Below are 14,147 nucleotides of genomic sequence, written 5' to 3'. Positions count from 1 at the left end.
GCCGCTTCCGGTATCGACGGCCGCCGGCGCCGACTGTAACGTGGATCACATGGGCGGTGGCGGTCCTGCGCTGCCCGGCGACATCGCGAAAGGCAGTCAGTGGGTATGCGCACCGTTCAGAGCGTCAACAACATCCGCACCGCCATCCGTGAGCTGTCGGTGCGGGCCGCCGTGGCCCGCAAGGAGGGCCGTCCCGACGACGCGGCGGAGATCGAACGGCGCATCGACGGCTACCGCGAGGAGCTCTCGCAGCGGCCGTGACGGTCGAGCACGTCAGTCGCCGAGGCGATGGAAGCCGCTGCGGTGGAACACGATCGGTGCGATGCCATCGTGCACCGTGATGTCCTCGACGCGCAGGACGACGATGGTGTGGTCGCCCGCCTCGACGAGCTGCTCGATCGCGCTGTCCACCCAGACGCTCGTGCCGTGGACGAACACCGCACCCTGATCGGTGGTGGTCGTCTCCAGTCCGGCGAAGCGGTCGCCGGCCTTGGCCGCCAGGGTGCGGGCGGCCTCGTCGTGGGCCTCGCCGAGGACGCTGATGCCCAGCCGCGGGGCGCTGCGCAGCTTCGGCCAGGTGGTCGAGGAGTTCTGCACACAGAATGAGACCAGCGGCGGGTTCAGCGAGACCGGCACGAAGGTGCTGGCCGCCAACCCGACGCGCACGCCGTCGATCTCCGCTGCGATCGCGATGACGCCAGTCGGGAAGTGCCCGAACGCTTCTCGCAGCGCGGTGGAACTCAGGTGGGTGCTACCACTGGTCACACGACCCATCTTCACACGGCGGCCCGCGCAGCGGAACGGACCCGACCGCGACACTCGCGTGATAGTTAGCCGGCCGACGTAGCTCACACTCGCTTTGCGTAGATGTTACCGAGCGGTATAGTCAGCAGGGTTACTGGTGGGTAACTTTAGCCGAGTACCCAACCGCTCTGTGGCTTCTCACCGAGGAGGAAGACGTGGGCCACTATCGAAGCAACGTCCGTGACCAGGTATTCAACCTGTTCGAGGTGCTGGGTGTAGACAAGGCGCTCGGCGCCGACGCCTACGCCGACCTCGACGCCGACACCGCAACCGAGATGCTGGGCGAGATCGCCCGCCTGGCGGAGGGGCCGGTCGCGGAATCGTTCGCCGACGGCGACCGCAATCCGCCGGTCTTCGACCCGAAGACGCACTCCGTGACGCTGCCCGAGTCGTTCAAGAAGTCCGTGCGCGCCGTCATCGACGGTGGCTGGGACCGGGTGGGCATCGAGGAGGAGCTCGGCGGCATGCCGATGCCCCGCGCGCTGGTGTGGGCGCTGCACGAGCACCTGCTCGGCGCCAACCCCGCCACCTGGATGTACGCCGGCGGCCCGGGCTTCGCGAGCATCCTCTTCAAGCAGGCCACCGACGAGCAGAAGAAGTGGGCCGTCATCGCCGCCGAGCGCGGTTGGGGCGCCACCATGGTGCTCACCGAGCCCGACGCCGGCTCCGACGTCGGCGCCGGCCGCACCAAGGCCGTCAAGCAGGACGACGGCTCGTGGCACATCGACGGGGTGAAGCGGTTCATCACCTCGGCGGACTCCGACGACCTGTTCGAGAACATCTTCCACCTGGTGCTGGCGCGTCCCGAGGGCGCGGGCCCGGGCACCAAGGGGCTGTCGCTGTTCTTCGTGCCGAAGTTCCTCTTCGACTTCGAGACCGGCGAGCTGGGCGAGCGCAACGGCGTCTTCGTCACCAACGTCGAGCACAAGATGGGCCTGAAGGTCTCGGCCACCTGCGAGCTGACGTTCGGCCAGCACGGCACCCCGGCCAAGGGCTGGCTGGTCGGCGAGGTGCACAACGGCATTGCGCAGATGTTCGACGTGATCGAGCAGGCTCGCATGATGGTCGGCACCAAGGCCATCGCCACGCTGTCGACCGGCTACCTCAACGCGCTGGAGTACGCCAAGACCCGCGTGCAGGGCGCCGACATGACGCAGATGACGGACAAGACCGCGCCGCGCGTCACCATCACGCACCACCCGGACGTCCGCCGGTCGCTGCTGACGCAGAAGGCGTACGCCGAGGGCCTGCGGGCGCTCTACATCTACACCGCGACCTTCCAGGACGCCGAGGTGGCCAAGACCATCCACGGCATCGATCCGGACCTGGCCGTGCGGGTCAACGACCTGCTGCTGCCGGTGGTGAAGGGCGTCGGGTCGGAGCAGGCCTACGCCAAGCTGACCGAGAGCCTGCAGACGTTCGGCGGATCGGGCTTCCTGCAGGACTACCCGATCGAGCAGTACATCCGGGACGCCAAGATCGACTCGCTGTACGAGGGCACCACCGCCATCCAGGCGCAGGACTTCTTCTTCCGGAAGATCATCCGCGACAAGGGTGCGGCGCTGGCGCACGTCGCCGGCACCATCGAGGCGTTCGTCAACAGCGAGAGCGGCAACGGCCGGCTCAAGGCGGAGCGGGCCCTGCTGGCCACCGCGCTGGCCGACGTGCAGGGCATGGCGGCCGCGTTGACCGGCTACCTGATGTCGGCGCAGGAGGACCCGAAGAACGTCTACAAGGTCGGCCTGGGTTCGGTGCGCTTCTTGATGAGCGTCGGCGACCTGATGATCGGCTGGCTGCTGCAGCGGCAGGCGGCCGTGGCCATCGAGGCGCTCGACGCCGGCGCGACCGGTGACGAGAAGGCGTTCTACGAGGGCAAGCTGGCGGTCGCGTCGTTCTTCGCGAAGAACTTCCTGCCGCTCCTGACCAGCACGCGCGTCGTCCTGGAGAACATCGACAACGAGGTCATGGAAGTGCCCGAAGCGGCCTTCTGATCGGTCTCACGTGAAGGGCCCCCGGATACGTCCGGGGGCCTTTTGCGTTGCCGCTGCCCCACGGGCGCCCAGAGCGGTCACAGGTCGCGTGACCAGTACTCGCCCACCAGGTTCTCGCCGAAGTGATCATGGGGTTCGCTGCGGTCCAGCGAGAAGCCGGCCCGGGCGTAGATGCGTCGGGCCGCCGTGAGGACGTCGTTGGTCCACAACATGATTCGACGGTAGCCGGCGCGTTCGGCGAATCTCAGGCACTCGTCGACGAGGCGGCTGCCCACACCCGCGCCGCGGGCCCACGGCTCGACCAGCAGCAGCCTCAGCTGGGCGACGCCGTCGTCGGGAGACGGTGTGCAGAACACGCAGCCGGCACGGCGGCCGTCGATCTCGGCGATCCAGGCGGCAGTGCGACCGTCGCGGCTGGCGCCGAAGTCGGCGACGATCCGGGCCACCACGGACTCGAAGTCCATACCCCACCCGTACTCCGCGTTGTAGCGTTCGCCGTGCCGTTCGACCACCCAGCCCAGGTCGCCGGGTTCGGGGGCGCGCAGCACGAGGCTCGAGCGCTCACCGGCCGAGCCGAGCGTGCGGTGGATGACCGACATCGCGGCGGTCAGCTCGTCGCGATCGGTCGGCGAGAGGTCACCGACCAAGTCGTCGATGGCCGCGGCTTGTCTGGCGTCGAGGTCTGTGAACGCTGCCCGCCCGGCGTCGGTGAGGCGAACATCCTGCCTGCGGCGATCGGCCGCCGACACCTCCCGTTCGATCAGCCCGCGCGCCGCCAGCGCCGACAGCAAACGGCTCAGGTGACCGGCGTCCAGGCCGAGCGCGGCGCGGACGTCGGCGACCGCCGCGTGCTCGCGCTGGGCGATCTCGTAGAGCAGGCGCGCCTCGGCCAGGGTGAACGGGCTCCCGACGAGATCGGGTTGCAGCACGCCGATCACTCGCGTGTAGAAGCGGTTGAACTCGCGAACCCGATCGACCAACCCTGGCACGATTGCCATCGTCAACCGATTCGTTGCAATAGTCAACGATCTGGTGCCGCGTGCGCAGCGGACGACGCGAAAAACGGCCGCCGCTGAATCCCCTCATTTCAACGACGGCCGTTTTTGCGGCTAGGGTTGCCCCGTGCTGACGTCGGGTCGGGGGGTCAGACGGCAGCACGGGGCTACCTGACTATCGATACCCCGGGCTCCGGTGTTACACGCTGAAAGAATCCCTTTCGGTGTGACGTGGATCACGCCTCCAGGATGGCCGCGACGCCCTGCCCACCGGCCGCGCAGATCGAGATGAGGCCGCGGACCGGCTTGCCGGTTTCCGCCTTCTTGAGCTGCAGCTGCTTGGCCAGTTGCGCCACGATGCGGCCGCCGGTCGCGGCGAACGGATGGCCGGCCGCCAGCGACGAGCCGTTGACGTTGAGCTTCGAGCGGTCGATGGCGCCCAGCGCCTGATCGAGGCCGAGGCGTTCCTTGCAGTACTCGTCGGACTCCCACGCCTGCAGCACCGCGAGCACCACCGACGCGAACGCCTCGTGGATCTCGTAGTAGTCGAAGTCCTGCAGCGTCAGCCCGTTGCGCGCGAGCATCGGCGGCACGGCGTAGGTGCCGGCCATCAGCAAGCCGTCGGGGCCGTTGACGTAGTCCACCGCGGCGGTCTGCGCGTCGACGAGGTAGGCCATGGGCGCCAGCCCGCGCTGCTGCGCCCACTGCTCGCTGGCCAGCAGTGCGACCGACGCGCCATCGGTGAGCGGCGTCGAGTTGCCCGCCGTCATGGTCGCGTCGCCGCCCTGTACACCGAACACCGGCTTGAGCTTCGCGAGCTTCTCCACCGACGAGTCGGGCCGCAGGTTGTTGTCGCGGTAGAGCCCGAGGAACGGCGTCACGAGGTCGTCGAAGAACCCGCGGTCGTAGGCCGCCGCCATGTTGCGGTGGCTGGCGACGGCGAGCTCGTCCTGGTCGACGCGCTTGATGCCCATCTCCTTCGCGGTCACCGCGGCGTGCTCACCCATCGACATGCCGGTGCGGGGCTCGCTGTTGACCGGGATCTGGATGCCGACGGTGGCGGGCAGCTTGCCGACGAGCTTGACGCGGTCGACGTTGGACTTGGCGCGCCGCAGGCCGAGCAGCGTCTTGCGGAGGTCGTCGCCGAGCGCGATGGGCGCGTCGGACGCGGTGTCGACGCCGCCGGCGGCCGCCACCTCGTAACGCCCGGCGGCGATCCCGTCGGCCGCGGCGACCGTGGCCTGCAGCCCGGTGCCGCACGCCTGCTGGATGTCGAAGGCCGGCGTGTAGGGCGACAGCTTGCTGCCCAGCACGCACTCGCGGGTCAGGTTGAAGTCGCGGCTGTGCTTGAGCACCGCCCCGGCGATGACGGCGCCGAGCTGCTCGCCCTGCAGACCGAACCGGTCGACCAGGCCGTCCAGCGCCGCCGTCAGCATGTCCTGGTTGGACGCCTCGGCATACGCGCCGTCGGACCGCGCGAACGGGATCCGGTTGCCGCCGATGATGGCCACTCGCCGAAGGTTTTTCTCTGTCGCCACGTCTTCCCCCTGTCGATTCGGGTACTAAGCAACTAACCGAACCCCATAGTAACCACACTTCTTACTCTGGAGTAAGTTCGACGGAAACGTCGAACGTCCCGACACGCGACACGAGAGGTGCAGCAGTGGCTCCTGACCTGTTAACGCAGATCGCCAACTCCGGGCCGGGCTCGTTCCTGGCCAAGCAGCTCGGCATCCCCCAGCCCGAGCCGTTGCGGCGCTATAAGCCCGGCGAACCGCCGCTTCCCGGCCCCCTGCTCATCGGCGGCACCGGCCGCGTCGCCGAGCCCGTCCGCAGCGCGCTGGCAGCGGACTACGAGATCGTCGGCAACAACACCGGTGGCCGGTGGGCCGACCAGTTCGGCGGCCTGCTGTTCGACGCCACCGGCATCACCTCGCCGGAGGACCTCAAGCAGCTGCACGACTTCTTCACCCCGGTGCTGCGCAACCTGCTGCCGTCGGCGCGGGTGGTCGTCGTCGGCACCACGCCCGACCAGGCCGGCAGCATCGACGAGCGCATCGCCCAGCGCGCGCTCGAAGGCTTCACCCGGTCGCTGGCCAAGGAGCTGCGCCACGGCGCCACCGTCTCGCTGGTCTACCTGTCACCGGACGCCAACCCGGCGCTGACGGGCCTGGAGTCCACGCTGCGGTTCATCCTCTCCGGCAAGTCGGCCTACGTCGACGGCCAGGTGTACTACGTCGGCGCCGAGGACTCCGCCCCGCCCGCCGACTGGGACTCCCCGCTGGCCGGCAAGGTGGCGATCGTCACCGGCGCCGCCCGCGGCATCGGCGCCACCATCGCCGAGGTGTTCGCCCGCGACGGCGCCAAGGTGATCGCGGTCGACGTGGAGTCGGCGACCGAACCGCTCGGCGAGGTCGCCGCGAAGACCGGCGGCACCGCGCTGACGCTCGACGTCACCAAGCCCGACGCCGTCGACCGGATCGTCGAGCATTTAGAGCAGCACTACTCCGGCAAGGTCGACATCCTGGTGAACAACGCCGGCATCACGCGCGACAAATTGCTGGTCAACATGGACGACGACCGCTGGAATTCGGTGGTCGCGGTGAACCTGCTGGCGCCCGAGCGGCTGGCGCGCGGGCTGGTGGAGCGGGGCGCGCTCGCCGAGAACGGCCGGATCATCGGGCTGTCGTCCATGGCCGGGATCGCCGGCAATCGCGGCCAGACCAACTACGCCGCCACCAAGGCCGGGATGATCGGGCTGACCCAGGCGCTGGCCGAGGAGTACGCCGACAAGCACATCACCGTCAACGCGGTGGCGCCCGGCTTCATCGAAACCAAGATGACCGAGGCGATCCCGTTCGCCACCCGCGAGGTGGGTCGCCGGCTGAACTCGCTGCACCAGGGCGGCCAGCCGGTCGACGTCGCCGAGACCATCGCCTACTTCGCCAATCCCGCGTCGAACGCCGTCACCGGCAACACGATCCGGGTGTGCGGCCAGGCCATGCTGGGGGCGTGATGAGCGCTTGCGCGAAGAACCGAGGAGCCTGATGAGCGCTTGCGCGAAGAACCGAGGAGCCTGATGGCCGTTCAGACGACCGATCAGCCCAACCCGCTGCGCAACCTGTTGCGCGCGGCGGCCGGGGCGCTGCCGGTGGTGCGGCGCGGCGACAAGCTGCCGGACCGGACACTGCGCGTCGAGGGCATCGACATCGACCGGGCGAACGTCGCCGCCTACACGGCGGTGACGGGCCTGCGTTTCGGCGACACGGTGCCGATCACCTACCCGTTCGTGTTCACCTTCCCGGTGGTCATGGAGCTGGTGACGGCGTTCGACTTCCCGTTCGCCGCGATGGGCGCGGTGCACACCGAGAACCACATCACGCAGCACCGCCCGATCGCGGTGACCGACACCGTCGACGTCGCCGTGCGCGCGGAGAACCTGCGCGAGCACCGCAAGGGTTTGCTCGTCGACCTGGTGTCCGACGTCAGCGTCGGCAACGACGTGGTGTGGCATCAGGTGACCACGTTCCTGCACCAGCAGCGGACCAGCCTGTCCGACGAGCCGAAGCCCGAGCAGCCCAAGCAGCCGGCCCGTAAGCCGCCGCCGCCGAACGCGATCCTAACGATCTCGGCCGGGCAGATCCGCAAGTACGCGGCGGTGAGCGGCGACCACAACCCGATCCACACCAGCGGCGTCGGCGCCAAGCTGTTCGGGTTCCCCACCGCGATCGCGCATGGCATGTTCAGCGCCGCGGCGGCGCTGCGCACCGTGCAGGGCCAACTGCCCGACGCCGCACAGTACTCGGTGCGCTTCGGCAAGCCGGTGCTGCTGCCCGCCCGGGTGGGCCTCTACGTCGACAAGGTCGGCGACGGCTGGGAGCTGGCGTTGCGGAACCTCAAGAAGGGCGACCCGCATCTGACGGGCACGATCACCCCGTCGGGCGGCCGGTAGCGACGTCGCGCCTCGACGTCGTCGGCGGTCGCCCGCTAGGTGCTGCGGGCGGCCGCCGGCGCCTCGCTGGGCACGCCCTTCAGGCCGCGCCAGAACAGGTTGATCATCAGCTGCGCGGCAGCGTCGACCTCGATGTCGCCGCTGCTGACGCGGGTGGCGACGGCCTCACCCGCCCCCACCAGCGCGATCGCCATCAGCTCGAAGTCCGCGTCGGGGTCCGGGTGGCGAGTGCCCGCCTGCAGCAGCCGGGCGACGATCTCGATGATGCGCTCGCGGCCCTCCCGCACGGTGTGGGCGAACGCCTGCGAGCTGGTGGCCTGGGTGTAGAGCACGATCCACGACGCGCGGTTGGCGTCGATGTAGCTGAGGAACGACACGACCGCGTTGCGCAGCAGGTCCTTCGGGCTCTGCTGGGTGAAGTCGATGTCGGCGCGCACGGCCTCGATGAACCGGCCCAGCTCGCGGTTCAGGCAGGCGCCGAACAGCTCCTCCTTGGACCCGTAGTACAGGTAGAGCATCGGCTTGGAGATCTGCGCCTCGGCAGCGATCGCGTCCATGGACGTCTCGTGGTAACCGTTCACCGAGAACACCTGCACGGCGGCGTCGAGCATCTGCTGCTCGCGCACCGCACGCGGCAACCGCTTGGTGCCACCCGCCATTCGCAAGCCTTTCGCCGAATTCCTCACCTCAGGGTAAGCAACCGGCTCCCTGGCCGCGCGCGGCCCGTCAGCAGCGGGCGCCGCGCGACAGCGCGAGTTTCAGGACCGACGAGTTGACCTTCCCCTCGTCGAGTTCGCCCGCCTTGACCGCCGCCGCCAGCCGGTCGACGACGGCCGGCACCTGCGCGGTGGTGACCCACAGCGCGACGTCCGCGCCGGCCTGCAGGCTCTTCAGCGCGGCGTCGGCGACGCCGTAGCGGTCGGACACCGCCCGCATGCTCGACAGGTCGTCGGTGAACACAACGCCGGGAAACCCCGGGCCGCCGTAGCCGCCGCTGCGCAGCAGGCCGTAGGCGGCGGGGCTCAGGCTCGCCGGGTCGCCGCCCGTCAGCCCCGGCACCTGCAGGTGGCCCACCATCACCGCGACGCCGGGCAGCGTCGTCAGCTCGCGGTAGGGCACCAGGTCGACGGCCTTGAGCTGCGCCAGGTCCGGCGACACCACACCCTGGGCGTGCGAATCGCCCGACGCGTGGCCGTGGCCGGGGAAGTGCTTGAGCACCGGCGTGACACCCGCGTCCGACAGCCCCTGCGCGTAGGCGTGGGCGTACCGCGTGACCGTCGCCGGATCGGAGCCGAACGACCGGTCGCCGATGACGGTGTCGTCGGGGGCGTCGGTGACGTCGACGACGGGCGCGAAGTCGACGGTGATGCCGAGGGCGCGCATCGCTCGGCCGCGCTCGGCCGCGATGCCGCGGACCTCCTCGGGCGTCTTGGTGGCCGCGAGCACGCGGGCCGACGGCTGCGACCCGATGAGCCCGGCGAGCCGCGACACCCGGCCGCCCTCCTCGTCGACGCTGACGGCCAGCGGCAGCGGCCCGGCCGCGTCCGCGATCTCGGCCAGCGGCGCGCCGAGCAGCGACAGGTCGGTCCAGCTGCCGACGAAGATGCCGCCGACGTGATGTTCGCTGACCACCGCGCGGGCGTCGTCGGCGCCGGTCACCCCGACCATCAGCAGCTGCGCCACCCGGTCGCGCAGCGGCAGCGCGGCCACGCCGGCGAGATCGGTGACGCACCCCGCCGGCGGGGCGACGGGCATGGCGGTGCTCACCGGTCGGGTTGCCGCACTGGTGGCGGCGGGCGTGGGCGGCTCGGGAGCGGCCTGCGGGCCGGCGGAGTCCGGTGAGCACCCCAGCAGGACGGCGGCGGCTGCCAGCGGCGTCACGATCGTGCGCGTTACGGCCATCGGGCCATGCTGTCACGCGGCGGCGCGCAGGACGGGCTCGGGTGCGACGCGGGGCGGCCGTCGCAGGCGGGCGACGTGCTACGTTGGCGACCCGGGACACCCCCGGATTCGAGGAGCTCAGCATGGACCGGTTCGTACTTCCGGCGGCGGCCAGCGTGGTCGTCGGCCTGCTGCTCGGCGCCGCCGCGGTGTTCGGGGTGACCCTGATGGTGCAGCAGGACACCAAGCCGCCGCTGGTGGCCGGTGACCCGCAGTCGTCGGTGCTCAACCGCGTCGAGTACGGCAACCGCTAACCCTGATCTCCGCCGCTCCACCGCTCCCCGAAGCGCCCGCCGGGCTGCGCCGACGCTGGCTCGCCGTCGTCGGCGCGGTGGCGCTGCTGCTGTGTTTTGCGCAGTCGCCGGGGTTGATCTCCCCCGACACCAAGCTCGACCTCACCGCCAACCCGCTGCGGTTCCTGGCGCGCGCCACCCACCTGTGGAACAGCGAGCTGCCGTTCGGGCAGGCGCAGAACCAGGCCTACGGCTACCTCTTCCCGCACGGCGCGTTCTTCCTGCTCGGTGACGCCGTCGGCCTGCCCGGCTGGGTGACGCAGCGGCTGTGGTGGGCGCTGCTCCTCACGGCCGGCTGCTGGGGCGTCATCCGGGTCGCCGAGGCGCTGGGCATCGGCTCCACCCCGTCGCGGATCGTCGGCGCCGTCGCGTTCACGCTGTCGCCGCGGGTGCTCACCACGCTCGGGTCGATCTCGTCGGAGACGCTGCCGATGATGCTGGCGCCGTGGGTGCTGCTGCCGGTCGTCGTCGCGCTGCGGGGTGAGGCGTCCTCGCTGCGGCGGGCGGCGATGCGCTCGGCGGCGGCGATCGCGCTGATGGGTGCGGTCAACGCGGTCGCCACCTTCACCGGGTGCCTGCCCGCGGTGCTGTGGTGGCTGTGCCACCGGCCGAACCGGCGGTGGTGGCGGTTCACCGCGTGGTGGGCGGCGGGCATCGCGCTGGCGATCGCGTGGTGGGTGGTCGCGCTGCTGCTGCTCGGGCAGATCAGCCCGCCGTTTTTGGACTTCATCGAGTCGTCGGGCGTCACGACGCAGTGGGCGTCGCTCACCGAGGTGCTGCGCGGCACCGGCGCCTGGACGCCGTTCGTCGCCCCGACCGCGACCGCCGGCGCGTCGCTGGTGACCGGCGCCGTCGCGATCTTGGCCACCGTCCTCGTCGCCGCCGCCGGGCTGGCCGGCCTGGCGATGCGCAGCATGCCGGCCCGCGGACCGCTGATCGCGATGCTGCTCGTCGGCCTGGCGCTGTTCGCGGTCGGCTACTCCGGCGGGCTCGGCTCGCCGATCGCCCCGCAGGTGCAGGCGTTCCTCGACGCCGCCGGCGCGCCGCTGCGCAACGTGCACAAGCTCGAACCGCTCATCCGGTTGCCGCTGGCGCTGGCCGTGGCGCACGTGTTGAGCCGGGTGCCGCTGCCGGGCGCGGTGTCCCGCCGCCGCTGGGTGACGGCCTGGGCGCATCCCGAACGCGACCGCCGCGTCGCGGTCGGCGCCGTCGTGCTGGTCGCGCTGGCGGTGGCGACGTCGCTGGCCTGGACCGGCCGGCTGACGCCACCGGGGGCGTTCGCCGCGGTGCCGAGCCACTGGCACGAGGCGGCCGCGTGGCTCGACGCACACAACCGCGGCGAGCCGGTCCGCGGCCGGGTGCTCGTGGCGCCGGGCGCGCCGTTCGCCACCCAGGTGTGGGGCAACAGCCACGACGAGCCGCTGCAGGTGCTCGGCGACAGCCCGTGGGGCGTGCGCGACTCGATCCCGCTGACCCCGCCGCAGACCATCCGGGCGCTCGACTCGGTGCAGCGGCTGTTCGCGTCCGGCCGGCCGTCGGCCGGGCTCGCCGACACCCTCGCCCGGCAGGGCATCTCCTATGTGGTGGTGCGCAACGACCTCGACCCCGAGACGTCGCGGTCGGCCCGGCCGCTGCTCGTGCACCGCGCGGTCGACGGCTCCCCCGGCCTGCAGCGGGTCGCCGAGTTCGGCGAGCCGACCGGCGCCGGCGAACTGGCGGGCTTCGTCTCCGACAGCGGGCTGCGGCCCCGTTACCCGGCCGTCGAGATCTACCGGGTCGCACCGTCGCAGCCCGTCGCGCCGTACTTTGCCGACGTCGACGACATGGCGCGCGTCGAGGGCGGGCCGGAGGCGGTGCTGCGGCTCGACGAACGCCGCCGCCTGCTGGGCCGGCCGCCGCTCGGGCCGGTGCTGCTCGCCGACGACGCCCGAGCCGCGGGCCTGGCCGCGCCCGTCGTGGCGGTGACCGACACTCCCGTCGAACGCGAAACCGACTACGGCCGCGTCGACGACCACTCGTCGGCCGTGCGCGCCGCCGGCGACCGCCGCAACACCTTCAACCGGGTGCCGGACTATCCGGCCGGCGGCGCGCTTCCGGTGCGCGGCGACTGGATGGGCGGCCGGCTGACGGTCTCCAGCTCGGCCGCCGATTCGACCGCGCTGCCGAGCGTGTCGCCGTCGACGGGCCCGGCCGCGGCCGTCGACAAGGACAACGCCACCGGCTGGGTGTCCAATGCGCTGCAGGCTGCGGTGGGCCAGTGGCTGCAGGTCGACTTCGACCACCCGGTGACCAGCGCGACCGTCACCGTCACGCCCAGCGCGACCGCCGTCGGCGCGCAGGTCACCCGCATGCAGATCTCGACGGTCAACGGCACCACGACGGCCCGGGTCGACGAACCCGGCCGGCCGATCACCGTCGCGCTGCCCAACGGGGAGACGCCGTGGCTGCGGATCACCGCGATCGGCACCGACAACGGGTCGGCCGGCGTGCAGTTCGGCATCACCGAGCTGGCGGTGACGCAGTACGACGCGTCCGGCTTCGCGTTCCCGGTCGACGTGCGCCACACCGTGGACGTGCCCGGCCCGCCGGCCGGGTCGGCGGTCGGCATGTGGGATCTCGGCTCCGAACTGCAGGGCCGGCCCGGCTGCGCCGACGGCCCCGACAGCGTGCGCTGCGCCGCGACGATGGCGCTGGCGCCCGAAGAGCCGGTGAACCTCAGCCGCACGCTCGCCGTGGCGCAGCCGGTGGCCGTGGCACCGGCGGGCTGGGTGCGGCCGCGGCAGGGGCCGGCGCTCGCCGACCTGGTGCGGCAGCCGGGCACGGTACGGGCCACCGGCGACGCGGACCTGGCCGACATCGCCGGATCGGCGTACGCCGCCGCCGACGGCGACCCGCGCACCGCGTGGACCGCCCCGCAGCGCGTGGTGCAGCGCAAGACACCGGCGACGCTGCGCCTCGACCTGCCCCGGCCCGCCGACGTCGCGGCGCTGCGGATCACGCTGCCGGCATCCCCGGTGCCCGCCCGGCCCACCCGCATCGCCGTCGACGCCGGCGCCGGGCCGCAGGTGCGCGAGATCCCCGCCGGGTCCGACACCGTCACGGTGCCGCTGCAGCGCCGCACCACCGCCGCGGTGACGGTCAGCGTGCTCGACTGGGCGGACGTGATCGACCGCACGGCCGTCGGGTTCGACCAGCTCAAGCCGCCCGGCCTGGCGGAGCTGACGCTGCTCGACGGCGCCGGCTCGCCGGTCGCGGCCGCCGACGCCGCCCGCAACCACGACCGCCCGGTGCGCCTCGGCTGCGACCGCGGACCGGTGATCGCCGCCGCGGGCCGGTTCGTCAACACGCGGATCGACACCACCGTCGGGGCGCTGCTCGCCGGCGGGCCGATCCCGGTGACGCTCTGCGATCCGGCGCCGATCGCGCTGCCCGCCGGCGAGCAGGAAGTGCTGATGAGCCCCGGCGCCGCGTTCGTCGCCGACGGGCTGCAACTCACCGCACCGCGCGCCGCCGGCATCCCCGTCGCCGCGGCCGCGCCCGCCGAGGTGACCGCATGGCAGCCGGCGCACCGGCAGATCGGCACCGCGGCCGCCGGGGCCGACCGGGTGCTGGTGGTGCCCGAGAGCGTCAACCCCGGCTGGATCGCCCGCGACGCCGACGGGCGGCCGCTGACGTCGGTGGTGGTCAACGGCTGGCAGCAGGGCTGGCTGGTGCCCGCGGGCACCGCCGGGCCGATCGAGCTGACGTTCCCGTCCGACGCGGTGTACCGGGCCGGGCTCTTCGGCGGGCTCGCGCTGCTTCCGCTACTGGCGGTGCTGGCGCTGCTGCCGGCCCGCCGGCGCGCGGGCGGGGAGCCGCCGCGGCGCTGGCAGCCGCGGCGCGCCGCGGCGGCGGGGGTGCTGGCCGTCGGCTGGCTCATCTCCGGCGTGGCGGGCGTCGCCGTCTTCGCAACCGCGCTCGCCGCGCGCCGGCTGCTGCGCGACCGGCCGCGCCGATGCGACCGGCTGACCGCCGCCGCGGCGGCGGGGGCGCTGATCCTCGCGGGCGCGGTGCTGTCGCGCCATCCCTGGCGGGCGGTCGGCGGTTACGTCGGGCACTCGTGGGGGCTGCAGCTGATCGCGCTGGTTGCCGTCGCCGCCGTGGCCGCCTCGGCGGTCGCGCCGGACGTCTT

General features: G+C 72.1%; 10 protein-coding genes and 1 pseudogene. 6 read left to right on the top strand and 5 right to left on the bottom strand.

Annotated features, from left to right (window positions below; genetic code table 11):
• Positions 1 to 105 precede the first annotated feature (105 nt).
• The gene (locus LV457_RS07045; protein ID WP_232170069.1) at positions 106 to 261 is read left to right on the top strand and encodes a hypothetical protein; all 156 of its coding nucleotides are present in this window, start codon (positions 106 to 108) and stop codon (positions 259 to 261) included.
• 12 nt (positions 262 to 273) lie between these two features.
• Here the strand turns inward: LV457_RS07045 and LV457_RS07040 are convergent, their stop codons facing one another.
• Positions 274 to 744, bottom strand: coding sequence for a flavin reductase family protein (locus tag LV457_RS07040; RefSeq protein ID WP_239030448.1), 471 nt, complete (start codon positions 742 to 744; stop codon positions 274 to 276).
• 215 nt (positions 745 to 959) lie between these two features.
• Here LV457_RS07040 and LV457_RS07035 point away from each other — a divergent pair, with 215 nt between their 5' ends.
• Positions 960 to 2,795: an acyl-CoA dehydrogenase gene (locus tag LV457_RS07035; RefSeq protein WP_232170067.1), complete on the top strand. Its 1,836-nt coding sequence runs from the start codon at positions 960 to 962 to the stop codon at positions 2,793 to 2,795.
• A 77-nt stretch (positions 2,796 to 2,872) separates the two neighbouring features.
• Here LV457_RS07035 and LV457_RS07030 read toward each other — a convergent pair whose 3' ends face one another.
• Together LV457_RS07030 and LV457_RS07025 are read right to left on the bottom strand one after the other, a co-directional pair.
• A complete protein-coding gene (locus tag LV457_RS07030) occupies positions 2,873 to 3,793 on the bottom strand; it encodes a helix-turn-helix domain-containing GNAT family N-acetyltransferase (protein ID WP_232170066.1) in 921 nt (306 codons plus the stop codon).
• Positions 3,794 to 4,026: 233 nt separating this feature from the next.
• Positions 4,027 to 5,328 (bottom strand): acetyl-CoA C-acetyltransferase, encoded by a 1,302-nt coding sequence (locus LV457_RS07025; RefSeq protein WP_232170065.1) that lies wholly within the window; start codon positions 5,326 to 5,328, stop codon positions 4,027 to 4,029.
• Positions 5,329 to 5,453: 125 nt separating this feature from the next.
• Between LV457_RS07025 and LV457_RS07020 the strand changes: the two genes are divergently transcribed.
• Together LV457_RS07020 and LV457_RS07015 are read left to right on the top strand one after the other, a co-directional pair.
• Complete coding sequence (locus LV457_RS07020; protein ID WP_232170064.1) at positions 5,454 to 6,806, top strand: 3-oxoacyl-ACP reductase; 1,353 nt, start codon at positions 5,454 to 5,456, stop codon at positions 6,804 to 6,806.
• A gap of 63 nt (positions 6,807 to 6,869) precedes the next feature.
• Positions 6,870 to 7,742, top strand: coding sequence for a MaoC/PaaZ C-terminal domain-containing protein (locus LV457_RS07015; protein WP_232170063.1), 873 nt, complete (start codon positions 6,870 to 6,872; stop codon positions 7,740 to 7,742).
• A gap of 35 nt (positions 7,743 to 7,777) precedes the next feature.
• On the opposite strand, the gene LV457_RS07010 is transcribed toward LV457_RS07015, so the two are convergent.
• Together LV457_RS07010 and LV457_RS07005 are read right to left on the bottom strand one after the other, a co-directional pair.
• On the bottom strand, positions 7,778 to 8,401 hold the full coding sequence (locus LV457_RS07010; RefSeq protein WP_232170062.1) for a TetR/AcrR family transcriptional regulator: 624 nt from the start codon (positions 8,399 to 8,401) through the stop codon (positions 7,778 to 7,780).
• A gap of 67 nt (positions 8,402 to 8,468) precedes the next feature.
• Positions 8,469 to 9,644 carry a glycoside hydrolase family 3 N-terminal domain-containing protein gene (locus tag LV457_RS07005; protein ID WP_232170061.1) on the bottom strand — a complete coding sequence of 392 codons (1,176 nt, stop codon included), beginning with the start codon at positions 9,642 to 9,644 and terminating at the stop codon, positions 8,469 to 8,471.
• A 122-nt stretch (positions 9,645 to 9,766) separates the two neighbouring features.
• Here LV457_RS07005 and LV457_RS07000 point away from each other — a divergent pair, with 122 nt between their 5' ends.
• A complete protein-coding gene (locus LV457_RS07000) occupies positions 9,767 to 9,937 on the top strand; it encodes a DUF2613 domain-containing protein (RefSeq protein WP_232170060.1) in 171 nt (56 codons plus the stop codon).
• Positions 9,938 to 9,981: 44 nt separating this feature from the next.
• Positions 9,982 to 14,136: pseudogene (locus tag LV457_RS06995) on the top strand (alpha-(1->3)-arabinofuranosyltransferase family protein); the annotation flags it as partial.
• Positions 14,137 to 14,147 lie beyond the last annotated feature (11 nt).

This window comes from Mycobacterium sp. MYCO198283, from assembly GCF_021213805.1.
Taxonomy (GTDB): domain Bacteria; phylum Actinomycetota; class Actinomycetes; order Mycobacteriales; family Mycobacteriaceae; genus Mycobacterium.
The sequence above is the reverse complement of the archived record's forward strand: the minus strand, read 5'-3'. Positions and strand labels throughout refer to the sequence as shown.